General features: G+C 63.3%; 27 protein-coding genes. 15 read left to right on the top strand and 12 right to left on the bottom strand.

The features are described 5' to 3' along the window. The first annotated feature begins 143 nt into the window (after nucleotides 1-143). The 3 genes from AC0L2M_RS10125 to msrA all read left to right on the top strand — a co-directional run bounded on the left by AC0L2M_RS10125 (nucleotide 144) and on the right by msrA (nucleotide 2559). The gene (locus tag AC0L2M_RS10125; protein WP_473534735.1) at nucleotides 144-1211 is read left to right on the top strand and encodes a TadE/TadG family type IV pilus assembly protein; all 1068 of its coding nucleotides are present in this window, start codon (nucleotides 144-146) and stop codon (nucleotides 1209-1211) included. A 215-nt stretch (nucleotides 1212-1426) separates the two neighbouring features. Next, complete coding sequence (locus AC0L2M_RS10120) at nucleotides 1427-1705, top strand: hypothetical protein (protein ID WP_473534856.1); 279 nt, start codon at nucleotides 1427-1429, stop codon at nucleotides 1703-1705. 113 nt (nucleotides 1706-1818) lie between these two features. Next, nucleotides 1819-2559, top strand: coding sequence for a peptide-methionine (S)-S-oxide reductase MsrA (msrA, locus tag AC0L2M_RS10115; RefSeq protein ID WP_473534734.1), 741 nt, complete (start codon nucleotides 1819-1821; stop codon nucleotides 2557-2559). Nucleotides 2560-2729: 170 nt separating this feature from the next. On the opposite strand, the gene AC0L2M_RS10110 is transcribed toward msrA, so the two are convergent. From AC0L2M_RS10110 to AC0L2M_RS10080, 7 genes are all read right to left on the bottom strand, one after another. Beyond that, a complete protein-coding gene (locus tag AC0L2M_RS10110; protein ID WP_027154711.1) occupies nucleotides 2730-3455 on the bottom strand; it encodes an amino acid ABC transporter ATP-binding protein in 726 nt (241 codons plus the stop codon). Next, nucleotides 3433-4092 carry an amino acid ABC transporter permease gene (locus AC0L2M_RS10105; RefSeq protein WP_091591934.1) on the bottom strand — a complete coding sequence of 220 codons (660 nt, stop codon included), beginning with the start codon at nucleotides 4090-4092 and terminating at the stop codon, nucleotides 3433-3435. The genes AC0L2M_RS10110 and AC0L2M_RS10105 overlap by 23 nt, the downstream gene beginning before the upstream one ends. Nucleotides 4093-4102: 10 nt before the next feature. Then, nucleotides 4103-4774, bottom strand: a complete 672-nt coding sequence (locus AC0L2M_RS10100) for an amino acid ABC transporter permease (RefSeq protein WP_473534733.1) — start codon at nucleotides 4772-4774, stop codon at nucleotides 4103-4105. A 38-nt stretch (nucleotides 4775-4812) separates the two neighbouring features. Continuing rightward, complete coding sequence (locus AC0L2M_RS10095) at nucleotides 4813-5583, bottom strand: transporter substrate-binding domain-containing protein (protein WP_128169341.1); 771 nt, start codon at nucleotides 5581-5583, stop codon at nucleotides 4813-4815. A gap of 215 nt (nucleotides 5584-5798) precedes the next feature. After that, nucleotides 5799-6803: a cytochrome d ubiquinol oxidase subunit II gene (locus AC0L2M_RS10090; protein WP_287066694.1), complete on the bottom strand. Its 1005-nt coding sequence runs from the start codon at nucleotides 6801-6803 to the stop codon at nucleotides 5799-5801. A gap of 10 nt (nucleotides 6804-6813) precedes the next feature. Next, a complete protein-coding gene (locus AC0L2M_RS10085; protein WP_287206317.1) occupies nucleotides 6814-8172 on the bottom strand; it encodes a cytochrome ubiquinol oxidase subunit I in 1359 nt (452 codons plus the stop codon). Between the two features lie 70 nt (nucleotides 8173-8242). After that, nucleotides 8243-8404 carry a hypothetical protein gene (locus AC0L2M_RS10080; protein WP_156941598.1) on the bottom strand — a complete coding sequence of 54 codons (162 nt, stop codon included), beginning with the start codon at nucleotides 8402-8404 and terminating at the stop codon, nucleotides 8243-8245. On the opposite strand from AC0L2M_RS10080, the gene AC0L2M_RS10075 reads away from it, so the two are divergent. The 4 genes from AC0L2M_RS10075 (at nucleotide 8391) to AC0L2M_RS10060 (ending at nucleotide 11406) form a co-directional block, all read left to right on the top strand. Then, nucleotides 8391-9317 (top strand): ABC transporter ATP-binding protein, encoded by a 927-nt coding sequence (locus AC0L2M_RS10075; RefSeq protein WP_128169311.1) that lies wholly within the window; start codon nucleotides 8391-8393, stop codon nucleotides 9315-9317. The genes AC0L2M_RS10080 and AC0L2M_RS10075 overlap by 14 nt on opposite strands. Further along, nucleotides 9314-10075, top strand: coding sequence for an ABC transporter permease (locus AC0L2M_RS10070; protein ID WP_128245696.1), 762 nt, complete (start codon nucleotides 9314-9316; stop codon nucleotides 10073-10075). The genes AC0L2M_RS10075 and AC0L2M_RS10070 overlap by 4 nt, the downstream gene beginning before the upstream one ends. Nucleotides 10076-10237: 162 nt before the next feature. Further along, complete coding sequence (locus AC0L2M_RS10065) at nucleotides 10238-10729, top strand: MarR family winged helix-turn-helix transcriptional regulator (RefSeq protein ID WP_473534732.1); 492 nt, start codon at nucleotides 10238-10240, stop codon at nucleotides 10727-10729. Further along, nucleotides 10726-11406: a GNAT family N-acetyltransferase gene (locus tag AC0L2M_RS10060; RefSeq protein WP_023801416.1), complete on the top strand. Its 681-nt coding sequence runs from the start codon at nucleotides 10726-10728 to the stop codon at nucleotides 11404-11406. Before AC0L2M_RS10065 ends, AC0L2M_RS10060 begins: the two co-directional genes overlap by 4 nt. Nucleotides 11407-11496: 90 nt before the next feature. Here the strand turns inward: AC0L2M_RS10060 and AC0L2M_RS10055 are convergent, their stop codons facing one another. After that, nucleotides 11497-13485, bottom strand: a complete 1989-nt coding sequence (locus tag AC0L2M_RS10055) for a PhoX family protein (RefSeq protein ID WP_473534731.1) — start codon at nucleotides 13483-13485, stop codon at nucleotides 11497-11499. Between the two features lie 204 nt (nucleotides 13486-13689). On the opposite strand from AC0L2M_RS10055, the gene AC0L2M_RS10050 reads away from it, so the two are divergent. The 4 genes from AC0L2M_RS10050 (at nucleotide 13690) to AC0L2M_RS10035 (ending at nucleotide 17162) form a co-directional block, all read left to right on the top strand. Next, the gene (locus AC0L2M_RS10050; RefSeq protein ID WP_023801413.1) at nucleotides 13690-14028 is read left to right on the top strand and encodes a hypothetical protein; all 339 of its coding nucleotides are present in this window, start codon (nucleotides 13690-13692) and stop codon (nucleotides 14026-14028) included. A 119-nt stretch (nucleotides 14029-14147) separates the two neighbouring features. Then, nucleotides 14148-14849 (top strand): phosphatase PAP2 family protein, encoded by a 702-nt coding sequence (locus tag AC0L2M_RS10045; protein WP_023801412.1) that lies wholly within the window; start codon nucleotides 14148-14150, stop codon nucleotides 14847-14849. A gap of 199 nt (nucleotides 14850-15048) precedes the next feature. Beyond that, nucleotides 15049-15318, top strand: coding sequence for a helix-turn-helix domain-containing protein (locus AC0L2M_RS10040; protein ID WP_023801411.1), 270 nt, complete (start codon nucleotides 15049-15051; stop codon nucleotides 15316-15318). Between the two features lie 122 nt (nucleotides 15319-15440). After that, nucleotides 15441-17162 carry a SulP family inorganic anion transporter gene (locus AC0L2M_RS10035; RefSeq protein ID WP_473534730.1) on the top strand — a complete coding sequence of 574 codons (1722 nt, stop codon included), beginning with the start codon at nucleotides 15441-15443 and terminating at the stop codon, nucleotides 17160-17162. A 45-nt stretch (nucleotides 17163-17207) separates the two neighbouring features. Here the strand turns inward: AC0L2M_RS10035 and AC0L2M_RS10030 are convergent, their stop codons facing one another. Both AC0L2M_RS10030 and AC0L2M_RS10025 read right to left on the bottom strand, forming a co-directional pair. Continuing rightward, nucleotides 17208-18155, bottom strand: a complete 948-nt coding sequence (locus AC0L2M_RS10030) for a CHAD domain-containing protein (protein WP_419695355.1) — start codon at nucleotides 18153-18155, stop codon at nucleotides 17208-17210. Next, a complete protein-coding gene (locus AC0L2M_RS10025; protein WP_473534729.1) occupies nucleotides 18152-18625 on the bottom strand; it encodes a CYTH domain-containing protein in 474 nt (157 codons plus the stop codon). The genes AC0L2M_RS10030 and AC0L2M_RS10025 overlap by 4 nt, the downstream gene beginning before the upstream one ends. 90 nt (nucleotides 18626-18715) lie before the next feature. On the opposite strand from AC0L2M_RS10025, the gene AC0L2M_RS10020 reads away from it, so the two are divergent. From AC0L2M_RS10020 to AC0L2M_RS10005, 4 genes are read left to right on the top strand one after another with little or no spacing between them, the layout of a single operon-like run. After that, nucleotides 18716-19444 (top strand): CerR family C-terminal domain-containing protein, encoded by a 729-nt coding sequence (locus AC0L2M_RS10020; RefSeq protein ID WP_473534728.1) that lies wholly within the window; start codon nucleotides 18716-18718, stop codon nucleotides 19442-19444. After that, nucleotides 19441-20394 carry an HlyD family secretion protein gene (locus AC0L2M_RS10015; protein WP_473534727.1) on the top strand — a complete coding sequence of 318 codons (954 nt, stop codon included), beginning with the start codon at nucleotides 19441-19443 and terminating at the stop codon, nucleotides 20392-20394. Before AC0L2M_RS10020 ends, AC0L2M_RS10015 begins: the two co-directional genes overlap by 4 nt. Next, on the top strand, nucleotides 20391-21311 hold the full coding sequence (locus AC0L2M_RS10010) for an ABC transporter ATP-binding protein (RefSeq protein ID WP_473534726.1): 921 nt from the start codon (nucleotides 20391-20393) through the stop codon (nucleotides 21309-21311). Before AC0L2M_RS10015 ends, AC0L2M_RS10010 begins: the two co-directional genes overlap by 4 nt. 8 nt (nucleotides 21312-21319) lie before the next feature. Further along, a complete protein-coding gene (locus AC0L2M_RS10005; protein ID WP_023801404.1) occupies nucleotides 21320-22456 on the top strand; it encodes an ABC transporter permease in 1137 nt (378 codons plus the stop codon). Nucleotides 22457-22525: 69 nt separating this feature from the next. Here the strand turns inward: AC0L2M_RS10005 and AC0L2M_RS10000 are convergent, their stop codons facing one another. Together AC0L2M_RS10000 and AC0L2M_RS09995 are read right to left on the bottom strand one after the other, a co-directional pair. Further along, on the bottom strand, nucleotides 22526-23179 hold the full coding sequence (locus AC0L2M_RS10000) for a glutathione S-transferase family protein (RefSeq protein WP_023801403.1): 654 nt from the start codon (nucleotides 23177-23179) through the stop codon (nucleotides 22526-22528). Between the two features lie 42 nt (nucleotides 23180-23221). Then, the gene (locus AC0L2M_RS09995) at nucleotides 23222-24199 is read right to left on the bottom strand and encodes a threonine/serine dehydratase (RefSeq protein ID WP_128245705.1); all 978 of its coding nucleotides are present in this window, start codon (nucleotides 24197-24199) and stop codon (nucleotides 23222-23224) included. Between the last annotated feature and the right edge of the window lie 3 nt (nucleotides 24200-24202).

Below are 24202 nucleotides of genomic sequence, written 5' to 3'. Positions count from 1 at the left end.
AGCTTGCCCGGGCAAGCGGCGGCGGGCGCGGCGCATAAGCCGCCGGCGGACGCAAAGCCGTTAAACTTTGGTCCATCAGATTAGGGCATAGTTCGCGCCCTGCGTGACAGGCCACGAGCTGTCACCGTTTGGGGGGCCAAGCAATGCCACAATCTGGACGTCATTTTCTCAATTCCGAGAGCGGCTCCCTCGCGCCGATACTCGCCATCATGCTTATCCCGATGTGTGCCGCTCTGGGCTTTTCAATCGACTACAACTCAGCCGTTGCGACCAAGGGCTCGATGCAGAATGCGCTCGATGCCGCGACCCTGGCGATCACCACGCTGCCGACCAGCACGTCATTGGCGGACCGTCAGGTGAAACTGCATGAGTCGTTTGCGGCCAATAGCGGGCAAGGCACCGCCAAGCTCGACGGCTTCGTCGTCGCCGCCGATGGCACCGCCAGCATCAATGCTTCGGCCAGTTTTGCCATGCCGACGAACTTCATGCAGATCGCCCGCGTCGATACCGTGCAGATCGGCGTCGCTTCGGCGGTGCGCAAGAGGCCGGCACTGGTGCAAACCACGTTCAAGGTCCAAAAGGTGTCGGGCCATTGGAACAAGACGGTGTCGCTCTTCGGCACGAAATTTATCGAGACGGCGGTCAACCCGTTGATGAAGATCACCTATGTCTATAACAATTTTGGTGATCCGAAAGGCTACGGCACGTCGACAGTGTATACGGTCAATGGAGCGACGGAGACGAAGGTCCAGGAACAAAAATGCACGACCAAGACGGTGCAGAATTTCAACAACCTGCCAACCGGGGCGATCACCCAGGTTAGCGGCAACAAGAAATACCTGACCACCTGCACCAACACCATGTACCCGGCGAACGGCGCCGGCGCGGTGATCGATGTCAGCCTTATGGACTCACTGTTTCTGCAGATGGATGTGCCGGATGCCGCAAGAGCAAACCCGCCCAAGCCACCCGTGCTCAAATCCAACGATTCGGCGACATCGAACCGGCTGTACATCGACGGCGTCGAGGTCGCGAACGGCGAGAAGGTGGACATCTTCACCGCAGTACCGTGCGGCCAATCCAGCCAGCAGGCCTGGGAGGACGGCGGAAATCCCGTGCCGGCTCCGGTGTCCAATGCCGACTTCTTCTACACCGTGACCGGCAAGTGCGACTTCAATCAACGGCCTTCGCAAACAGTGCTTACGCAGTAGCGCTGGACGCGGAACGGCGCAACGCTCGACCTTATCGAAGCAATGCAAATCACAACGCCGCCCGCCACCGGGCGGCGTTTTTATTTGTGCGCCAATTCGAGGACGGGCGGAGATGGGCGATCACGAAGCGGTGATGGCTGTAACGAAGGCCCAGGCGGCGGCGAAGAGCTGATGTGACCGCCATTCCGGCGCGCCACCAACTCTGGGAGACCATCATGACCGCCTTCACCCGCCTGACCTTGCCGGCACTCGCCTTCGGGCTTTGCTCAACGGCGCTTTTTGCCGGCGGCATCGCGCGCGCCGAAGATGCGATGAAGCCGGCCAATGCGATGGCGACCAACGCCATGAAGCCGGCGATCGACGCGATGAAGCCCGCGGATCCGATGGCGGCCGAAAAGCTGAAGGACTGCATGGACAAGAGTGTCATGGAAACCGACGCGATAAAGAAGGACGAGGCGACCAAGACCTGCGACGCAATGGGCACGGCCAAGTAGGCCACGTCCGGAACGCTGCCGGGCCGCCGATGCACACGCCCGCACGGCAATGTGAAACCGCGACGAACCTATCTGTCGTATAGTCGAAAAACCTCATGCAGGAGAGATCAGAGATGGCCGGCATTGAAAGAACCGCCGCGAAACGATTGACCAACGTCGCCTGGGGCGCGCTTGCGGCGCTGATGCTCGCGGCGGCCGGCGCCGCCTTGTGGCAGACGCCGGCGATCTCGGCCGAGGCGGCGGTGGTGATCCCGCCACCGACGATGGACGAAAAACCCGCCGCCGGCATCGCCAGGGCGATCTTCGCCGGCGGCTGCTTCTGGGGCGTGCAAGGCGTGTTCCAGCACGTCAAGGGCGTGACCAGCGCCGTCTCCGGCTATGCCGGCGGCGACAAGGACACCGCCGTCTACGAGACGGTCGGCACCGGCCGGACCGGGCATGCCGAAGCCGTCGAGATCATCTACGAGCCGTCCAAAGTCAGTTACGGCCAGTTGCTGCAGGTGTATTTCTCGGTCGCGCACAACCCGACGCAGCTGAACTACCAGGGCCCGGACCGCGGCCCGCAATACCGTTCGACGATCTTTGCCGAAAGCGACGCGCAGAAGAAGATCGCCGAGAGCTATATCGCCCAGCTCGACAAGGCCAACGTGTTTCCGGAGCCGATCGTGACTACGCTGGAGACGGGGGAAAAATTCTATCCGGCCGAGGACTACCACCAGGACTTTTTGACGCTGAACCCGACCTATCCCTACATCGTCTACAACGACCTGCCCAAGGTCGAGAATTTGAAGACGCTATTCCCAGACCGCTACAGCGACAAGCCGGTGCTGGTGCTGGCCGGCAACAAGAGCTGATCTTTGCCCGTGTGTACTTGGTGCGTCCTAATGGACGCATGTCGGCGTCAGGTGTGGTGAGGTACCAGGTCAGGCCGCGCCGAAAATGGTGGATTCCGAGAACCGGAACGGAGCGTACTTTCGGGTACGCGAGTAGCGCCGGTTGCAGGCCGGCTGAATATCAACACAGCTTATTGCACGCCCAGAAACTGCCGGAGCTCCGGCGTCCTGGGATTGGAAAAAACGTCCTCGGGGGCGCCGATCTCATGGACGCGGCCCTGATGCATGAAGACGACGCGCGAGCAGACGTCGCGGGCAAAGCGCATCTCGTGGGTGACCATCACCAGCGTCATGCCTTCCGCCGCCAATTCCTTGACGACGGCCAGCACCTCGGCGACGAGCTCGGGATCGAGCGCCGAGGTGATCTCGTCGCATAGCAGCGCGATGGGCTGCATGGCGAGCGCCCGGGCGATCGCCACGCGCTGCTGCTGGCCGCCGGACAATTCGTCCGGCAACGCATCGAACTTGTGGGCGAGACCGACGCGGTCGAGCATTTTTCGCGCGACCGCCTCGGCGTCCTTCTTCGGCGTCTTCTTCACCACCATCTGCGACAGCATGACATTGCCACCGGCGGTGAGATGCGGGAACAGGTTGAATTGCTGAAAAATCATGCCGACCTTCAGGCGCAGCGCCTTAAGATGCACCTCGTCGGGCAGGAACTGGGCGCCGGCGACGACGATCGAGCCTTCATCGATGGTCTCGAGCCCGTTGATGCAGCGCAGCAGCGTCGACTTGCCCGAACCGCTCTTGCCGATGATGGCGACGACCTCGCCCGGCGCGACGTCGATGGAAATCCCCTTCAGCACCTCGTTGTCGCCGAAGCGCTTCTTCACCTCAGTGATTGCGATGAGCGACATTGAGCTTCCTTTCCAGGAGCTGGCTGGATTTCGACAGCGGCCAGCACAAAGCAAAGTAGATGAGCGCGACCAGGCCATAGACGGTGAACGGCTGGAACGTCGCGTTGGTGACGATCGAACCGGCCTTCGACAGTTCGACGAAGCCGATGATCGAGGTGAGCGCGGTGCCCTTCACCACCTGCACCGAGAAGCCGACGGTCGGCGGCACCGCCACTTTCAGTGCCTGCGGCAGGATGACGTAGCGCATCTGCTGGAGATAACCCATGCCGAGGCTGGCTGACGCCTCCCATTGGCCCTTGGCAATGCTCTCGACGCAGCCACGCCAGATTTCGGCGAGGAAGGCTGCGGTCCACAGGATGAGCGCGACACAGGCGGCAAGCCAGGCGGGAACGTCGATGCCAAACAGGCCAAGCCCGAAGAAAGCCAGAAAGAGCTGCATCAGCAGCGGCGTGCCCTGAAACAGCTGGATGTAGCCGCGTGACAGAAACTGCATCCCACGCCGGCCGCCGATGCGCAAGAAAAGCAGGGCCGCGCCGACGATGCCGCCACCGATGAAGGAGACCAGCGAGAGGACAACGGTCCAGCGGGCGGCCAGAAGCAGGTTGCGCAGGATGTCCCAGAAGCTGAACTCGGTCATGGCGCCTGTCTCATCGCGACGCCTTCCTCGGGAACAGCATCCCGCCCAGGCCGGCCAGCAGCTGGCGCAGCAGGATGGCGAGCGCCAGGTAGATCAAGGTGGAGACGATGTAGGTTTCGAAGGCCCTGAAATTGCGCGACTGGATAAAATTGGCGGCGAAGGTCAGGTCCTCAGCGGCAATCTGCGAAACGACGGCCGAACCCAGCATGACGATGACGATCTGCGACGACAGCGCAGGCCAGATGCGCTGCAGCGCCGGGACCAGAACCACGTGCCAGAAGGTCTGGAACGGGGTCATGGCGAGGCTGGCGCCGGCCTCGAACTGGCCGCGCGGCGTGGCCCGGATGCCGGCGCGGATGATCTCGCAGCTGTAAGCGCCGAGGTTGACGATCATGGCGAGGTTGGCGGCGGTCAGTTCCGACATCCTGATGCCAAGCGACGGCAGGCCGAAGAAGATGAAGAACAGCTGGATGAGGAAGGGCGTGTTGCGGATCAGCTCGACATAGGTCGCAACGACGGGTTTTAGCCATTTCGGCCCCAGCGCCCGCACCCAGGCGCAGGCAATGCCCAATGCCACGCCGAACACCGCGCCGATCAGGATAAGCTGCACGGTGATCCGGATGCCCTTGAGCAGCACCGGCAGAGATCCGATCAGCCAGCTGAAATCGAACTGATAGGTCATGGCTTGCTATCCGACCTCCCACACGCGGCGGGCGGCGATCACAGCTCAGCCGGCAGGTCCACCTTCAGCCATTTTTGCGAAATCGCGTTGAGGGCGCCATCGGACCTGGCGGCGGCGATGATCCCGTTGATCTTGGCCATCAACGCCGGCTGCTCCTTGTTCATGCCGATGTAGCAAGGCGAGTTCTTGATCAGGAACTTGAGCTCCGGCCGCTTGGGCGGGTTCTTTTCGAGGATGGCGGCGGCGACGACATTCCCGGTCGCGATCACCTCGACCTGGCCCGAAAGGAAAGCCGAAATAGTGCCGTTATTGTCCTCGTAGCGCTTGATCTCGACGCTCGCGGGCACAACCTTGGTCAGTTCGAGATCTTCGATCGCGCCGCGGGTGACGCCAACGGTCTTGCCGGCGAGGTCTTCCGCTTTTGCGACGGCGACGTCTGCCGGAGCGAACACGCCGTTGTAGAACGGAGCATAGGCTTCGGAAAAGTCGATGACCTTCTCGCGATCGGGATTCTTGCCGAGGCTGGAAATGACCAGGTCGACTTTGTTGGTCTGGAGATAGGGAATGCGGTTGGCGCTGGTGACCGGGACGATCTCGACCTTGGCGCCGAGCTTTTCGCCAATCAGATTGGCGATGTCGACGTCGTAGCCTTGCGGCGTCATGTCGGCGCCGACACTGCCGAAGGGCGGGAAATCCTGTGGAACGGCGATGCGGACGGTGCCGCGCGCCGCGATGTCGCTCAAGGCGTCGGCCCGCGCCTGCGGAGACGAAGCCATGGCCATTCCAACGGCGGCGGCGAAGGCCAGCATGCAGACATTGCGACGGTTCATTATCTTTCCCTTTGACTGGACAAAACCAATTGGTTGCCAGGGCAAAGCAACAGACATGCCAGACCATCGAAATCGCTGCGAATCGGACTTTCCCGGCGGGATTGGCAAGGTGGGATTGGCAAGGCAGTCTTCACGAGCCGCTGCCGCCCGAGCAATCGACTGCCTAAATATTGTGCAGTTCGGCGGTTTGCCAGTCAGTCGTAGGTCAGATCCGTCGCCTTGCCGCCGAAGACGCGGTAGGCATAAAACGAATAGAAAATGATGATCGGCAGCACCACCACCGTGCCGGCCAGGATGATGGCGAGGCTTTCCGGCGCGGACGCCGCCTGCCAGATGGTCAGCCTGTCGGGCACGACGAAGGGATAGAACGACCAGGCGAGGCCGGCAAAGCCCAGCGTGAAGATGGCGGCCAGCGTCAGGAACGGCGTCAGCGCATGGCGGTCGCCGGCCTTGGGCAGATGGAAGGTCTGCCGCCACAGCCATGCGAACAGCACCGCCGACAGGACCGGCAGCGGCGACAAATAGAGCATGGCCGGCCAGACGAACCATTTGTCGAAGATGCGCGGACTGGCGAGCGGCGTGGCCAGCGACACGGCGACCATGCCGAGCGCGGTCAGCACCAGCGCCCGGCGCAGCCATAGCACCGCCTTCTTCTGCAATTCGCCTTCCGTCTTGTAGATGACCCAGGCCGCGCCCATCGCCGCATAGGCGGCGGCAAGGCAGAGCGCCACCAGCGCGCCGAAGGCCATGCCGCCGGGGCCGACATCAAGGCCCAGCACATAGATCCCCAGCATGTAGCCCTGCGCCAGCGAAGCGATGACCGAGCCCAGGAAGAAGATGCGGTTCCAGCGATGCTTGTGACCGGCCGGCACCTTGGCCCGGAAATCGAAGGCAACGCCGCGCAGGATCAGGCCGACAAGGAGCAGGAAGACCGGAATGTAGAGCGCGGTGAGGATGGTGCCGTGCGCCAGCGGGAAGGCGACCAGCAGCAGGCCGACGGCCAGCACCAGCCAGGTCTCGTTGGCGTCCCAGAACGGGCCTATTGCGGCGATCATCGTGTCCTGCTCGGCGTCTCCGGCGGCTGCGAACAGGATGCCGATACCGAGATCAAAGCCGTCGAGGATGACGTAGATCAGGATGGCAAGGCCCATCAGGCCGGCGAAGATGAGGGGGAGCAATGTCGGCCAGTCGAGGGTCATCGCCGTTCTCCTATTTCGCCGCCGGCTGCGACAGCGGCGCGTCGAGAACGCCCGGCAGCGGCGAGGCATCGCCGTCCTTCGCCGCCTTCAGCGCCAGATAGACCAGCACGCCGAGATAGGCGATCAGAAGCAGCGCATAGAGGATGAGATAAACCGCGAGCGACAGCGCGACCTGGCTGCCGGCGACCGGGCCGACGGCATCGACAGTTTTCAGCACGCCGGTGACCAGCCACGGTTGGCGGCCGATCTCGGTAGTGTACCAGCCAGCCAGCGTCGCCAGCCAGCCGGACAGCGCCATCGGCACCATCACCAGCGCCAGCGGTCTCGGCAGGCTATGCCGGCGCTTGAGGAAAAAGGCGGCCGACCAGGAGACGACGAGCATCAGGACGCCGGTGCCGACCATGATGCGAAAAGCCCAGAACACCGGGAACACCGGCGGGTGGTTGCCGGCATAGTCGTTCAGCCCCGGCACGACGCCGCTGGCGCTGTGCCTGAGGATGAGGCTGGCGCCATCGGGGATGGTGATCTCGTATTTGTTCTCCCTTGCCGCCTCGTCGGGAAGCGCGAAAAGGACCAGCGGCACGTTGGGGCCGGTGTTCCAGTTGGCTTCCATGGCGGCGATCTTCTGCGGCTGATGCTCGAGCGTGTTGAGGCCATGCTGGTCGCCGGCGAAGATCTGGATGGGGATCAGGATCGCCGCGGTGAAGACACCGGTGCGCAAGGCTTTCCACATCGATTCCGAACGGTCGCCATAGAGATAGCGCAGCGCCGACAGGCCGGCGATCAGGAACGAAACCGTCAGGCCGGAGGCAAGCAGCATGTGGACGAGCCGGTAGGGCATGGACGGGTTAAAGACGATCGCCCACCAGTCGGTAGCGTGGGCTACGCCGTCGCGCATCTCGAAGCCGACCGGCGTCTGCATCCATGAATTGAGCGCGATGATCCAGAAGGCGGACAGGGTGGTGCCGCCGGCCACCAGCACGGTTGCCAGCGTGTGGATGCGGTTGGAGACGCGGCGGAAGCCGAACAGCATGATGCCGAGGAACGCCGCCTCGAGGAAGAAGGCGGTGAGTATCTCATAGGCGAGCAGCGGGCCGGCGATGTTGCCGACGATTTCCATGTAGCCCGGCCAGTTGGTGCCGAACTGGAAGCTCATGGTGACGCCCGAAACCACGCCCATGGCAAAGGACAGCGCGAACACCTTCACCCAGGTGAAATAGGCGCGCATCCAGGCGGTATCGCCGGTGGCGTTGTAGCGAAGCTTGAAGAACAGCAGCATCCAGCCAAGCGCGATGGTGATAGCCGGAAACAGGATATGGAACGAGATGTTGGCGCCGAACTGGATGCGCGAAAGGATGAGCGGGTCCATGGCGGGCTCCGGCTGCTGCTATGTCAGGGAAGATAGGCCGGATGCGCCAGGCGGTCAAAGCGGCGTGGCGTCACGCGAGGCGGAACGCCGCAGGACCGCGCAGCGGTGGATGCGCCGATGTCCAGAATGTCAGGAGTGCCATTGACTTCCGGCCGCGCGCACCGACATTCAGCGGACTAAAATCAACAGACCTCCTTTCAAGCAGCCGTTTTTCAACCATGCCATCGATCATTTCCATTTCCGGGGTCACCAAGACCTACGCCACCGGTTTCAAAGCGCTGAAGGAGATCAACCTCGATATCGAGCGCGGCGAGATTTTTGCGCTGCTCGGGCCGAACGGCGCCGGCAAGACGACGCTGATCTCGATCGTCTGCGGTATCGTCAACCGCTCGTCGGGCACGGTCAGCGTCGACGGCCACGACATCAGCCGGGATTATCGCGCCGCACGCAGCCTCATCGGGCTGGTGCCGCAGGAACTGACCATCGACGCGTTCGAGAGCGTGTGGGCGACGGTCAACTACAGCCGCGGCCTGTTCGGCAAGCCGGCCAATCACGCCTTTGTCGAGAAAGTGCTGCGCGACCTGTCGTTGTGGGACAAGAAGGACGCCAAGGCGATCACCCTGTCCGGCGGCATGAAGCGGCGGCTGATGATCGCCAAGGCGCTGTCGCACGAACCGAGGGTGCTGTTCCTCGACGAGCCGACAGCCGGCGTCGACGTCGAGCTGCGTCAGGACATGTGGGCGATGGTGCGCCGGCTGCGCGAGGATGGCGTCACCATCATCCTGACCACGCACTACATCGAGGAGGCCGAGGCGATGGCCGACCGCGTCGGCGTCATCAATCGCGGTGAGATCGTGCTGGTTGAGGACAAGGTGCAACTGATGCGCACGCTCGGCCGCAAACGGCTGTTGCTGGAATTGCGCAGTCCGCTCGCCACCATACCCGAGAAATTGTCGCGCTACGCGCTGGAGCTTTCGCCGGACGGTGATCGACTGACTTACACCTATGACAACCAGAGCGAGCGGCCGGGCGTCGCCTCGCTGCTGCGCGACCTTGAGACGGCCGGCGTCCAGTTCCGCGATATCGACACGCAAAACAGCTCGCTCGAGGAGATCTTCGTCAACCTGGTGAGGAAGGGCGCATGAACCCGCGAGCAGTCTGGGCGATCTACAAGATGGAGATGGCGCGCGCTTTTCGGACCGTGCTGCAGAGCATTGTCTCGCCGGTCATCTCGACATCGCTCTATTTTGTCGTCTTCGGCTCGGCCATCGGCTCGCGCATCACCGAGATCGACGGCATCAGCTACGGCGCCTTTATCGTGCCGGGGCTGATCATGCTGTCGCTGCTGACGCAGTCGATCTCCAACGCCTCCTTCGCCATCTATTTCCCGAAATTCGTCGGCTCGATCTACGAGCTGCTGTCGGCGCCGGTGTCCTATCTGGAGATCATCATCGCCTATGTCGGGGGTGCGGCGACCAAGTCGATCATACTCGGCCTGATCATCCTGGGGACCGCGTCGCTGTTCGTGCCGCTGACCATCGAGCATCCGTTCTGGATGCTCTCCTTCCTGGTGCTGACGTCGGTGACCTTCAGCCTGTTCGGGTTCATCATCGGCATCTGGGCAAAGAGCTTCGAGCAGCTGCAGCTGGTGCCGCTGCTGATCATCACGCCGCTTACCTTCCTTGGCGGCAGCTTCTATTCGATCGACATGCTGCCCGGCACCTGGCGCACGGTGACGCTGTTCAACCCTGTCCTTTATCTGGTCAGCGGCTTTCGCTGGAGTTTCTACGGTAAGTCCGACGTCTCGATCGGCATCAGCCTCGGCATGACCGTGGTTTTCCTGCTTATCTGCATAGCGATCGTCGCGTGGATTTTCAGGACCGGCTACCGGCTGCGGAACTGACTGAACGGCCTGCCCAGGCGACGCAGCGCCAGCATCCGAGCGATGTTCCCGACCCAAGACGACCAAATCTGGTGACGACGCTTGAAAGCGGCCGTGCGATGGCGGCGCTTGATTTCCATATAATGTTATATATCATGTTATCAATTGCCTGGCAGGTTGATTATGGAAGACGTCATAAGGTCCCTTGGCTTCCTGTGCCTGGGCAGCAGGCTGAAGCGTATTGGCGAGCAATTGCAGGCGGATACGCAGCGCCTGCTCGACTGCCTCGATGTGCCGGTTCAGTCGAGCCAATACCCGCTGCTGGCTGCGCTCGACAGGCTGGGCCCGCTGCCAGTCGGGGAACTGGCGCAATCCCTCGGGGTCGCGCAGCCAGGTGTAACGCGGAGCGTGTCGCTTCTGGCCGAATTGGGACTGGTCGAGGTCAGTCCATCGGATGATGACCAGCGGCGCAGGATTGTCTGCCTTACCCTGCACGGCCAGCGGCTGGCCGATATTGCAAAGCACGACGTCTGGCCGCGCATCGAGAATGCCGTCGCGGATCTGTGCGCGGATCTTTCTGGGCCGCTTCTTGATCAGCTGGCCGCCATCGAGGACGGCCTCGCCGCGGCGCCTCTCGACCGTCGTGTAAAGAAGCCGGAAGGTGCCGCGCAATGAAACACCTGCTTGACCGTCCCGTGTGGAGCGCGCTTCGGACGCGACACCACGCCTTCGCGCAAGGTGACGACCTCGCCATGCGGTATCGGCCCTCGATAGCTCCGTTCGCTGCCAGTGCCGCGGACGATGCGGAAAGCCTGCAGGCGCTCGGAAAACTTGTCTCCCCAGGCGAGAGTGCGATCCTGCTTCAGGTGGACGCCATTGCTCTGCCCGCGGAACTTTCGGCGACTTCGACCGCGCCCGGGGTTCAGATGATTGCCGAGCGGCCATTGCAGATGGTCTCCGACGAGCGCGTGCAACGTCTGACGCGGGACGATGCAGCTGAGATGCTCGCCTTGGCATTGGTGACCAAGCCCGGCCCATTCACGCTCGAAGCCTTGAGCCTCGGCGATTTTTGGGGTGTGAAGATCGAGGGCCGACTTGCGGCGATGGCCGGCGAACGCATGAAGCAACCCGGCTATACCGAACTTAGCGGGGTGTGCTCACATCCGGAATTTCGAGGCGGTGGCCTGGGCAGGCTGCTGTCGCTGTTCGTGGCAAACCGGATAGCGGCGCGCGGCGAAGTTCCCTATCTCCACGCCTATGCCAGCAACACCACGGCCATAGGATTATACGAGTCCATTGGCTTCAGGTTGAGAAGCATGATGAACGTGGCCGTGGTTCAGCGCGCCGAATGAGCCCATCAGGCGCATTCCCGCGCATCAGGAAAAGGAAGGATTTCGTATCGACGAAATCCTTCCTTGGCGCTGCTAGCGCCTTGCGGCGATTCAGACCGCGATCTTGCCACCGCCCTGTTTGGTGATGGCGACGACCGACGGCCGCACCGGCATATCGGGCTTGAAGTCAGGCCAGCGGGTCGACGGGTCCTCGTAGTAAGAGGGACGGCCAAAAGCCTCCCAGTCTTCGCCGCCATCGGCCGGATGCTGAACCGCGACGAAGGCGGTCTGGTCGTCGGGCGTGAATAGCGGGCCGCACATTTCGGCGCCGATCGGCACGCGGAAGAACAGTTTCGAGGTCGCCCGCGCCTCGCCTTCGGTGTCGACCGCCCACAGGCCATCGGTGCGGCCGGTGGCCTTCGGGCCCTGGCCATCGGTCGAGACCCAAAGCCGGCCGGCCGAATCGATGGCGCAATTATCCGGCATGCCGAACCAGCCATTGGCGGTGGTTGCGGTCGAGAAGGTGGCGCCAACTTCGGCCACTGAGGGATCGCCGCATTTCAACATGATTTCCCACTTGCCCTTGGTGGCAGTAAAATCGCCACCGTCCTCAACAATCTCGACGATGTGGCCGAAGGCGTTTTCGGCGCGCGGATTGGCGGCGTCGACCTGGTCCGTCTTGCGCTTCGAATTGTTGGTCAGCATGACGTAGACCTTGCCAGTCGTCGGATTGGGCTGGATGTCCTCGGGGCGATCCATCTTGGTGGCACCGAGCAGATCGGCGGCACGGCGCGTCTCGATCAGCACGTCGGCCTGGCTGGCAAAGCCGTTCTCCGCCGTCAGCGGGCCCTGGCCGAAGACGATGGGCAGCCATTCGATCGACCCGTCCTCGGCGAATTTGGCGACGTAGAGCGTGCCGTCGTCGAGGAGATCCATGTTGGCGGCGCGGTCCTCGGCGTTGAACTTGCCGGCCGTGACGAATTTATAGACATAGTCGAAGCGTTCGTCGTCGCCGAGATAGAAAACGACACGGCCATCCTTGGCGACGATCGATTCAGCGCCCTCATGCTTGAAGCGGCCCATGGCAGTGCGCTTCCTCGGCACCGAGGTCGGATCGTTGACGTCGACCTCAACAATCCAGCCGAAGCGATTCGGCTCGTTCGGCTCCTTGCCGATGTCGAAGCGATCGTAATGCGCAGCCCATTCATAGGCGCCTTCGGGAATACCCAGGCGCTTGTAGTTGGTGGCTTCCTTGTGGCCTTCCGGCAGCTCGCCCGAGAAATAGCCGTGTATGTTTTCCTCGGCCATGACGTAGGTGCCCCAGGGCGTGACGCCGCCGGCACAATTGTTGACAGTGCCGATGACCTTCGTGCCGGTCGGATCGGCACTGGTCTTGACGCGGTCGTGGCCGGCGACGGGGCCGGACAGTGCCATCTCGGTGTTGGCGGTGATGCGGCGGTTGAGCTTGCCGTCGCGCACCACCTGCCATTTGCCTGATGCCTTGCGGATCTCGACGATGGTGCCGCCATGCGCGGCCATCTCGACGTCGACCTGTTCCTTGCTCAGCGGCGCCTGCTTGGCCTCCCCATCGACGATGGTGACAAGGCCCGGGAACATCAGATGCGGATTGGTGTATTCGTGGTTGACCACCAGCAGGCCATGCTCGGCCGAGCCGTCGATCGGGATATAGCCGACATAGTCGTTATTGTAGCCAAACTGTCTTTCCTGGGCCTGCGCCGACTGTTTTGTCGGATCGAATTCCGGCGAATCGGCAAACAGCGGATCGCCCCAGCGCAACAGCACGTCGGCGTCGTAGCCGGCAGCGACATGGTGCTTGTCGTCGACGCCTGCCTCGACCTCGTCGAAACTGAAGACCGAGCCGCCGCCGGCGCGGGCATCGTCGGCGAGGATCAGCGCGAGCGGGCTGACGGTGGCGGCGATGGCGGTTGCCGCGAGCGATCCCTGCAGAAAACCACGGCGCGAGAATCGCGCGGCGATGATTTCGCCCATCGTCTGGTTGTCAGTGGGATTGGTTCCTGGCCCATCGTTTTCCTCGAGCAGGCTGGTGCGGAAATGGGCGTCGGGGCGATGTTCAGTCATGGGGGCGTGCCTCTGGCTCTTTGGGATGGCTGGAGCGTGTTGCTTGACTGACCGCGTATCGCCAGCAGATCACAGTTTGATGACGTTGCCGACCAATTTCCAGCCCGATTTCATGTCTTTGATCAGGCCGCTTGACCGCGACCGACGCTTCCGAAACAAGATCTGCGGCAGGCGCGCAAGCACGGCGTCGGGAGGAGCAAAAAAGTGAGTTTCTGGGGACTGGGGCAGCTCGGCATTTCGACAGTGATCTTCCTGCTGGCGGCGACGGCGGCCAAGCAATGGGGGCTGGCGCCGAGCCTCGGCAAGATTCTTCTGACTCTGGCGCTCTATTCAGCGGGCAATCTGATCATGCTGAGGCTGATCCGTGAATTCGGCATGTCGGTGTCGTTCAGCCTGTCGGCGGTGATCCAACTGGTGTCGGTGAACGTGGTGGCACTGGTGTTCTTCGGCGAGCGCGTCAATTCGTTGCAGGCGACCGGCATCGTGCTCGCCGTCGCAGCGGTGGCGCTGATCACGCTCGGACCCTATCTGCAAAAACTGTAGTTGCGCATGACCCCGAAAATCGGAAACGATTTTCGCTGGGGATCATGCGCCAAATCAAAGTGCTACAGCGTCCTGTGCGCGTCCAAAAGGACGCGCGGCGCTGTAGGACGATTGGGTCGATGAAGAATACTGCAAGCAAGCTGCTCAACTGGATCGAATTCCCGGTGCTTTTGTCCGGTCTGGTCATCGCCGGCGGGCTGTGGGGGTTCGAGGAACTGATGGAGGTGGCGCGGGACACCACGCCGCACGCCTTCGACACGGAAATCATGCTCGCCTTCCGTGAAGCGGGCCAGCCCGACAATCCGATCGGACCGCCATGGCTGGAAGGGGCGATGCGCGACATTACCAGCCTCGGCAGCGCCATCGTGCTCGGGCTGATCACAGTGGCGGTGATCGTCTATCTGCTGCTGATCCACAAGCCGGGAGCAGCGTTTCTGGTCTTCGTCGCGGTGGCGGGCGGGCAGGCCCTGTCGAGCACGCTGAAGCTCGGAATCGATCGGCCGCGCCCCGACCTGGTCTCGCATCTCGCCGACGTGGCGACGCTTTCGTTTCCAAGCGGCCATGCGATGCTGTCGGCGGTGACATATTTGACGCTGGGCAGCATGGCGTCGCGTTTCCTGCCTGGGCGAACGACCAAGATCTATGTGCTGGCACTTGCCGTGCTGACAGCACTGCTCGTCGGCATCAGCCGCGTCTATCTCGGCGTTCATTGGCCATCGGACGTGCTGGCCGGCTGGTGCGCCGGCTTCGCCTGGGCGATGCTGTGCTGGCTGGTCGCATGGGCGTTCCAGCGATGGCGCGGGCAGACCGCCGGCGCCTGAACCGCCCGTTCCGAACGACGCTGCGCCAATTCTCCTCTAAGTTGCGGCGGCTGGGGCGTGCTGGCCCAGCGGGCGCGCAGGCTCGCCAAGATGCAAACGGCCTGGTGTGCACATGTCTGACATGTGCATGATGATGCTTGATCCATCACAATGATGGTATTATACATGGAATGCAGACTCAGACGGGGGTTTTTAGCCGATGATCACTGCCGCGCAGATGCGCGCCGCAAGGGCTCTGGCCGGCATCGATCAGAAGACGCTCGCCGAGCGCGCCGGGGTTTCGCTTCCAACCATTCAGCGCATGGAAGCGAGCGACGGCGTGGTCAGGGGCGTGGTCGATACGCTGATGAAGGTCATCCAGGCCCTCGACCGGGCCGGCGTGGAGCTGATCGGCGAGAACCAGGCCAGCGAGCGCGGCGGCAGGGGGGTGCGCCTCAAGCCGGTCGTGCCGCAGAACCCGCCAGGCTGAGCCGAAATAGAGTCGCGACGGCGACCGCCGACAGTCCTGCCGACGATCCCGCTGCCTGCTTGGTTTTATGCGTGGCCGCTGTGCACTTTTTGGCGGCATGCATCAGGAGCGGAAGGCAGTCCATGCATCGAACCCAGCGGGCAATTCATCAACCGGCGCAGCCGACATTTTCCGAACTGTTCACGCCGAAGCTGGCGACGGTGCTGCGCGAAGGCTACACATCAGAGCACTTCAAGGCCGATGCCATCGCCGGACTGACCGTGGCCATCGTGGCGCTGCCGCTGTCGATGGCGATCGCGATCGCATCGGGCGTGTCTCCGGAGCGCGGGCTCTACACTTCCATCATTGGCGGTTTCCTCGTCTCGGCTCTGGGCGGCAGCCGTTTTCAGATCGGCGGGCCGGCGGGCGCCTTTATCGTGCTGATGGCGGCAACCGTGGCACGGGTCGGCGTCGACGGGTTGCTGCTGGCGACGATGATGGCCGGCGTCTTGCTGCTCGTCATCGGCTACCTCAGGCTTGGCACCTACATCAAATTCATTCCTTATCCGGTGACCGTCGGCTTCACCGCCGGCATCGCCATCATCATCTTCTCCGGCCAGATCGTCGAGCTGTTCGGGCTAAAACTCGCCGGCAAAGAACCTGGACCGCTGGTGCCGAAGCTGATGGCGATCGGCGAGGCGGCCGGCACGATCAATCTCGCCGCCACCTTCGTCGCTCTGCTGACCATCGTCGTCATTGCCCTGATGAAACGGTGGCGGCCGAAATGGCCCGCCATGCTGATCGCCATCGGTCTGGCGTCGCTTGTCGTGGCGCTGTTTTCTCTGCCTGCCGAAACGATCGGCACGCGCTTCGGCGGTATCCCGCGCAGCCTGCAAATGCCGGCCTTTCCGCCGATCAGCTTCGGCAGGATGATCGACGTCCTGCCGGACGCCCTAGCCTTTGCGCTGCTCGGCGCGATCGAATCGCTGCTGTCGGCGGTGGTCGCCGACGGCATGACAGGAAGGCGGCACCGCTCCAACTGCGAACTCGTGGCGCAAGGCTTCGCCAACATCGCGTCCGCCCTGTTCGGCGGCATCTGCACCACCGGCACCCTAGCCCGCACCGCGACCAATGTGCGAGCCGGCGCGCATGGACCGGTCTCGGGCATGATCCACTCGGCCCTCCTGCTTGCCCTGATGCTGGTGGCGGCGCCGCTGGCCAGCTACATCCCGCTTGCAGCCCTTGCCGGCGTGCTGGCGGTGGTGTGCTGGAACATGTTCGAGAAGCAGGCCTTTGCCACGCTGCTGCGTGCCTCGCGCGGCGACGCGCTGGTGCTGATGGCGACTTTCCTGATCGTCATCTTCCGTGATCTCACCGAAGGCATCGTCGTCGGCTTCGCGCTGGGCTCGATCCTGTTCATCGACCGCATGGCCAAGAGCATTGCGGTTGAGCCGGATCAGGGACTGGTGCAGGACGATGTCGCCGACAGAACCGGCGCCGCCAGCGCATACGATTCCAGCGAGGCCAGCGATGCCGACACCGTCGTCTACCGGATTTCCGGCGCCTTCTTCTTCGGCGCCGCCTCGACCGTCGCCACGGTGCTGGACCGCATCGCCGACCAGCGCAAGAACTTCATCCTCGACTGCTCGGCCGTGCCATTCTTCGATTCAACGGCGGCCAACGTCATCGAGAGCGCTGCCCACAAGGCGAGGCGCGCCGGCGTGCGCTTCATCATATCAGGCGCTTCGCCGCAGACACGCCGCATGCTGATCAACCACGGCGTCAAACGGCCGCTGGTGACATACGCCGCCTCGATCAGGGACGCGCGAGCGCAGTTGAAGAATGCCGCGCCGGGAGAGGTCTAACCCTCTCCTCATCGTCAGCGATGTCGGACGGACGCAAGCACCGCGTCAGGCAGCGGCGCCGGGCGCGCTGGCGTCTTCGTGCGGCGCGGCGGCCAGATCGGTGCGCGCCTTGCGCGCGAGTTTTTTTGTCGAGCGCCTGGGCCTGTCGCCGAACAGATCGGCTGCCGCCGCAAGACAGGTCTTTTTCAGGCTTTTCTCCGAGCGCTTCAACAGCTTGCTCAGCAGTCGCGTTTCCTGGGGAGAGCCGAGCGGCCGGTCGTGGGCCTCGAGAAGCGTGCGCAAGACGAACACATCATGCAGTTCGCCCAGCTTTTCGCCAAGTTCGTCGACCGCCTTGCGCCGTGCCTTGATCGGCGTCGGCCACAGCCTTCCAAGCAGCGACAGATGCATGCCGTGAGTCTTTGCCGCCTTGCGCAGATCATGGAAATCGTCGGCATCACCGCGGGAGCCCGCCTTGTCCAGCGCCTTTCTGGCGCGACGCAGAGTGATGCGGGCGCCTTCGGCAAGCACATCGGCGGCCTGTTCGGGCTGGTCGGGCAAGACCAGAGTATCGATGCGGCTGATGCCATCCTCGCAAGCGGCAGTCGCGGCAGCTATCGCGGCGCCGAGGCCAACTCCACCATGCAATTGGTGCTGGCGCGCCACCAGCGTGTCGCGAACGGCATCGAGACCGCCGCCGGCGCTTTGCTCGGGAAAGTTTTTTGCCAGCCGGTCGATGGTTTCAACCAGCGCGGTCGCCTCGCGCGGGCCGGCAAGCAGGGCAGCCACCTCTCGGTAGCATTGGTTCTCGGTACTGCAAAATGTTTCGTCTCCGGGACGGACCAGGCGCAGCAAGGCACGCACCTTCTTCAGCCGCCTGCGGCATTTGTGCAGCGCCTGCTCCGGCCTGTCATGCGCCGCATCCAGATGGACGAGCGCCTTGCCGATCTCCTCAGCGAGGATGCGCCTGACCTCGCCAGTCAACGGCAGGCGCGGATCGATGCGATAGCTCATGCGGCGATCTCCGGAATCCCCTCGAGGGCGAGCGACGCGTTGTAGAACCTGTGCTCGCCGGTGACTTCGCGGCCGAGCCAATCTGGCAGCATTTCGCCCTGCACGTCCTGCGGCGTCTCAAGCTCGGCGACCACCAGGCCGCTGAGCATCCCGCCGAAAACATCGACTTCATAGAGATGGCCGCGGTGCCTAACATGGTGGCGTGTCTTCTCGATGACACAACCGATGGCGAAGGCCCGCATCTCTTCCGCATCCGCCAGAGGGATCGGATATTCGAATTCGTCGCGTTCGCGGGCCTTGCTGCCGAATTTGAGCGTCAGCTTTGCCGAGGCGCCGTCGCTGATACGCACGCGGACCGAGCGGTCGGGCGCGGCAACGAGATAGAACTGGCGAATGCGGATGTCCGCTTCGACCAGATCCCGCCAGCCATCGCCGGAGACCAGGAACTTGCGCTCGATTTCCTTGACCATGGCTCCGCACTAAAGCGCGTGCGGCTGGAGATGGCAAGGTTGAGATAGGCTAGTATTGACTTTAATCATTCGATTGATTAAATGTTTGTTATGAGCAAGCCGACAAACGCCAAAATTCCGCGACGCGAGGCATCCCCCGCCGACATGACGCGCGCGGCTCTTGTTCGCGCAGCGCTAAAACTGTTCGGACGCCAGGGTTTCGACGGCACCTCGACGCGCGAGATCGCGGCTGAGGCCAGGGCCAACATCGGCTCGATCGCCTATCATTTCGGCGGCAAGGAAGGGCTTCGCAACGCTGCGGCCGACTATATCGTCGACACCATCCAGACCATTGCCGGCCAGGCGATCGGCAATCTGCAGGAGCCAAGCGAATCAGAAGCGGGCGAACCAGAAACGGGCGACCCCGAAGCGGCGCGGGCACAACTGTTCACCGCGCTGGAGCGAATGGTGGCTTTCATCGTGGCACGGCCGGAGGCCGGCGAGATCGTGCAGTTCGTCCTGCGTGAGCTGTCGCATCCGACGGCGGCACTCGACCGCATCTATGACGGCGTGTTCGAGCCGACGCATCGCCGGCTCTGCCTGATCTGGGAGCAGGCGACGGGCGAGGCGGCCGAAAGCGAGGCTACCCGACTCACCGTGTTCACGCTGATCGGCCAGGTCGTCTATTTCCGCATCGGCCGCGAGGCGGTGATGCGCCGCATGGGCTGGCGCGCGATCGGCGACGCCGAGGCCACCAAGATCGCGGCGGCAGTGACGGATAATCTCGGCGCGATTTTGGCTCGGCGTCACTTAACCGACCGGAAGGATCGTAGATCATGAGTTTCCTCTGCTCTGTGCCGCTCGCCGCCCTGCTTTTCAGCACCTGCGCACCGGCGGCGCCGCTCGCCGTCGGCTATGTCGAGGGCGACTATGTGCTGCTCGCGCCGATCGAGGTGGCGCAGGTCGAGACGATTTCGGTCAAGCGCGGCGATCGCGTCGCGCCGGGCACGCCAGTGGTGACGCTGGAAAGCGCCGACGCAAAAATAGCCGTCGCGCAAGCCGAGGCGGCCCTTGCCCAGGCCCAGGCGCAACTTGCCGACCTGCAGGTCGGCAAGCGGCCGGAAGAGATTGAGGTGCTCAAGGCGCAGGTCGACATGGCCAAGGCGCAAGCCGCCGACGCCAAACGCAGATACACCCGCGCCAGCGATTTGTTCAAACGCGGCACTGGCACCCAGGCCGATCATGATACGGCTTCGGCGTCGCTGGAAATTGCCAACGCGCAGCTCGGCCAGGCGGAAGCCAATCTCGCTGTCGGAGGCCTGCCGGCGCGGCCCGAGACGATCAAGGCCGCCGACAATCAGGTCAGGCAGGCGCAATCGGCGCTGGAGCAGGCGCGCTGGCGGCTGTCGAAGCGTGTGCTGGCGGCGCCTTCGCCCGGCCGCATCAACGATGTGATCCGCTATCCCGGCGACACCGCCGGGCCGACCGCGCCGGTCATTTCGATTCTGCCGGACGGCGCGGTGAAGCTCAGCGTCTATGTGCCGGAAAGCGCGTTCTCGTCGGTGGAAGTCGGCACGCTGCTCAACGTCCATTGCGACGGCTGCGGGCCGGACGTGAAGGCTCGCGTCAGCTACGTGTCGCCGGACCCGGAATTCACGCCGCCGGTGATCTACTCGCTCGAGACCCGGCAGAAGCTGGTCTATCTGGTCGAGGCGCGGCCGGAGGGCGACGCCGGCGTGCTGCAACCGGGGCAGATCGTCGATGTCGAACTGGCGGATATCGGCAAATGAACGTCATCGACGTCCACGGCCTGGTCAAGCGTTTTGGTGACAAGACCGTCGTCGACCATGTGACGATGACGGTGGCCGAGGGCGAGATCGTCGGCTTCCTCGGCCCCAACGGCTCGGGCAAGACGACGACCATCCGCATCATGTGCGGCCTGCTGACGCCGGATGAGGGCGAAGGCACGGTGCTCGGCTTCGACATCCGCACCGACAGTCTGAGGATCAAGCGCGAAGTCGGCTATATGACGCAGAAATTCTCGTTCTACGAGGATTTGACCATCGCCGAAAATCTGGAATTCGTGGCGCGGCTCTATGGATTGAAGCCGCTCAACGAGCATGTCGCCAGCACGCTGGAGGATCTTGGCCTCACTTCGCGCAAGGACCAGTTGGCCGGCACGCTGTCCGGTGGCTGGAAGCAGCGGCTGGCACTGGCCGCCTGCATCATGCACAAGCCCAGATTGCTGCTGCTCGACGAGCCGACGGCGGGCGTCGATCCGAAGGCGCGGCGTGAATTCTGGGACGAGATCCATCGGCTGGCCAGCGGCGGGCTGACCGTGCTGGTCTCCACGCATTACATGGATGAGGCAGAGCGCTGCCATCGCATCGGCTACATCTCCTACGGCAGGATGCTGGCCACCGGCACGGTCGACGAGGTGGTCAGGAATGCCGGGCTGACGACCTTCGTCGTGCAGGGTCCGCGGCTCGACCAGGTCGCTGCCGCACTCAGCGGCCGGTCCGGTGTCGACCAGGTGGCGCCGTTTGGCGCGACGCTGCATGTCGTCGGTTCCGACAAGACGGCGCTCGAGGCCGCCCTCGCCGATGTCGAGAAAGACCACAAGGGCGTCACGGTGACGTCGGGCGAGACCAGCCTGGAGGATGTGTTCATCCAGTTCATGTCCGGCTCGAAGGACAATATGGGATGAAAAACGGGATAAACAGCGTCTTTTCCTTCGCCAGACTCGGCGCGCTGCTGATCAAGGAGTTCATCCAGATGCGGCGCGACCGCATCACCTTCGCCATGATGCTGGGCGTGCCGCTGATGCAGCTGGTGCTGTTTGGCTATGCCATCAACAACGATCCGAAGAGCCTGCCGGCAGCCCTGGTGGCGATGAGCAGCGATCCTTACACGCGAGCCATGGTTTCGGCGCTGCAGACCACCGGCTACTACCGCTTCGACCATGTCGCGCAAAATGCCGCCGAGGCGGAATTCCTGATGGCGCGTGGCGACGTCGCCTTCGTCGTCACCATTCCCGCCGACTTTGCTCGGCGAGTCGAGCGCGGCGACCAGCCGCAAATCCTGATCGAGGCTGATGCGACCGACCCGGCAGTCGCCAGCGGGGCCATTTCGACGCTCGGCACCGTTGCCAACCAGGCGTTGCTCAGGGCGCGCGGCATGCAGGAGACGGCCGCCGAAGCCGCCCGAGGCCAGCTCGAAGTGGTGGTGCACCGACGCTACAATCCGGAAGGCATCTCGCAATACAACATCGTCCCCGGCCTGCTCGGCGTCATCCTGCAGATGACGATGGTGATGATGACCTCGATCGCGCTGACGCGCGAGACCGAGCGCGGCACGATGGAAAACCTTCTGGCGATGCCGTCCAGCCCGCTCGAAATCATGCTCGGCAAGGTGCTGCCCTATCTGGTGGTCGGCGCCGTGCAAGTGGCGGTGGTGCTGGCGGCGGCCAAGCTGCTGTTTGGGGTTCCCTTCACCGGGTCGTTGTCGCTGCTGCTTGCGGCGGTTCTGGTCTTCGTGCTGGCGCTGGTGCTGCTCGGCTACACCATCTCGACGATGGCGCGCACGCAGATGCAGGCACTGCAGCTCACCTTCTTCTTCTTCCTGCCGTCGATCCTGTTGTCGGGCTTCATGTTCCCCTATCGCGGCATGCCTGGCTGGGCGCAGATCTTCGGCGAGATCCTGCCGCTGACGCATTTCCTGCGCATCATCCGCGCGGTGATGCTGAAGGGCGCCGACCTGCCGGCGGTCGCGACCGAAATCGGCTGGCTGGTCGTGTTCGTGGCGCTGTTTGCCGGCGTGGCGCTGGTGCGGTTCCGCCGGACGCTGGATTAGGATCCAACTCAATAGCTCACGCAATGGTCGAGATGTCACCTTGGATGCATGACCATTCGGATCGAGATTTTATGCCGGTCTGGCCTGATCCGGGACCGGCGGCAATTCAGGCGCATCCAGTCCCTTGAAGGGATCGCGCCAGGCGTCGATCTCTTCAAGCTGGCGATACCAACGACTGACCGAAGGATAATCGTCGAGCGGCAATCTGGCGACATCGTTGAAAGGCAGAAACGTCGCCATTCGAAAGTCGGCATAGGAGACCGAGTTTTCGACCAGCCAGTCTCGCTCGGAAAGCGCGGCCTCAAGTGTTGCAGCGGCCGTGCGAAAGTCTCTCAGCCCCTCCTCAACCCGGTGCTGATCGATCGGGCCAATCCCATAGCGCTGCTTGGTGCCGCGTTCGAAATGCACGACGTCGCAAGCTCTTGCGAAGCTCTCTTTACCCCAACTGAGCCATCGGATCATCTCGGGTTCGTCGTCGCCGGTGCGCCAGAGATCCGAATGCGCGTCGCGTGAAAGCCGGCAGGCTATGGCGTCAGCCTCCCAGAGGCTGTTTCCCGAGCCTACGAGTATCGGCAATGAAAGATTGGGATTCAGCGGGCGATATCGCTCAGCCTGCCCGGGAGCGAAGGGCGATGCGAACTCAAAGTCGAGCTTTGCGTCGAGATAACGTGCCACGGCGACCGCGAGGCGAGGATTGGGATTGCGGCTGAAGAGCAGTTTCATTTCGTGTCAGCCTTTTTTGAATGGTGCCGGTTAGGTCGCCACCTAAGCCGCCGCCATGATCTCCGCATAGGTGCCGAAATCGACATTGCCGCCGGACAGCACCACGGCGACGCATTTGCCTGATAGCTCGATCTCGCCCGATGACAGCGCGGCCAGCCCGACGCAGCCGCCGGGCTCGACCACCAGCTTGAGATGGGCCATGGCGTCGCGCATCGCCTGTGCCGCCGCTCTGTCGGACACGGCAATGCCGCCGGCGAGATTCCTGCGGTTGATCTCGAAGGTGATCGCGCCCGGCTCGGCGGTGAGGAGCGCGTCGCAGATCGAAGTGTGGCCGGGTTCGATCGAAACCCGAGCACCTCTGGCCAGTGAACGACAGGTGTCGTCGAAATGCTCGGGTTCCACCGCCCAGACGGCGGTGCCCGGCGAGGCGTCCTTGACCGCGATGGAGATGCCGCTGCTCAGGCCGCCGCCGCCGCAGGGGATGACGACCGCGTCGAGGCTCACCCCGAGTGCTTTCGCCTGCGCCATCAGTTCGAGGCCGATCGTTCCCTGGCCGGCGATGATGGCCGGGTCGTCGAAAGGCGGCACCAGGACCATGCCCCGTTCCATGTACGGGCGAACCACCGCCATGCGATCGTCGCGAAACCGGTCGAACGGAACCACTTCGGCGCCCATTTTCCTGACATTGCCGACCTTCATTGCCGGCGCATCGGTGGGCATGGCGATAACCGCCTTGACGCCGAACATCGCCGCCGACGCGGCGACGCCTTGCGCGTGGTTGCCCGACGAGAAGGCGACGACGCCGCGGCTGCGCTGCTCATCGCTCAGCGACGACAGTTTGTTGTAGGCGCCGCGGAACTTGAACGAGCCGGTGCGCTGCAGCGTCTCCGGCTTGAACAGGATCCTGGCGTCGAAACGCTTGTTCAGTTCCGGTGATTCGATCAGCGGCGTTTCGACGATCAGGCCGGACAATCGCGTTGCTGCGCGGTGGATATCGGCGATGCCGGGAGGGGTGGTCATGGT

Source organism: Mesorhizobium sp. WSM4806, from assembly GCF_055811635.1.
The sequence above is the reverse complement of the archived record's forward strand: the minus strand, read 5'-3'. Positions and strand labels throughout refer to the sequence as shown.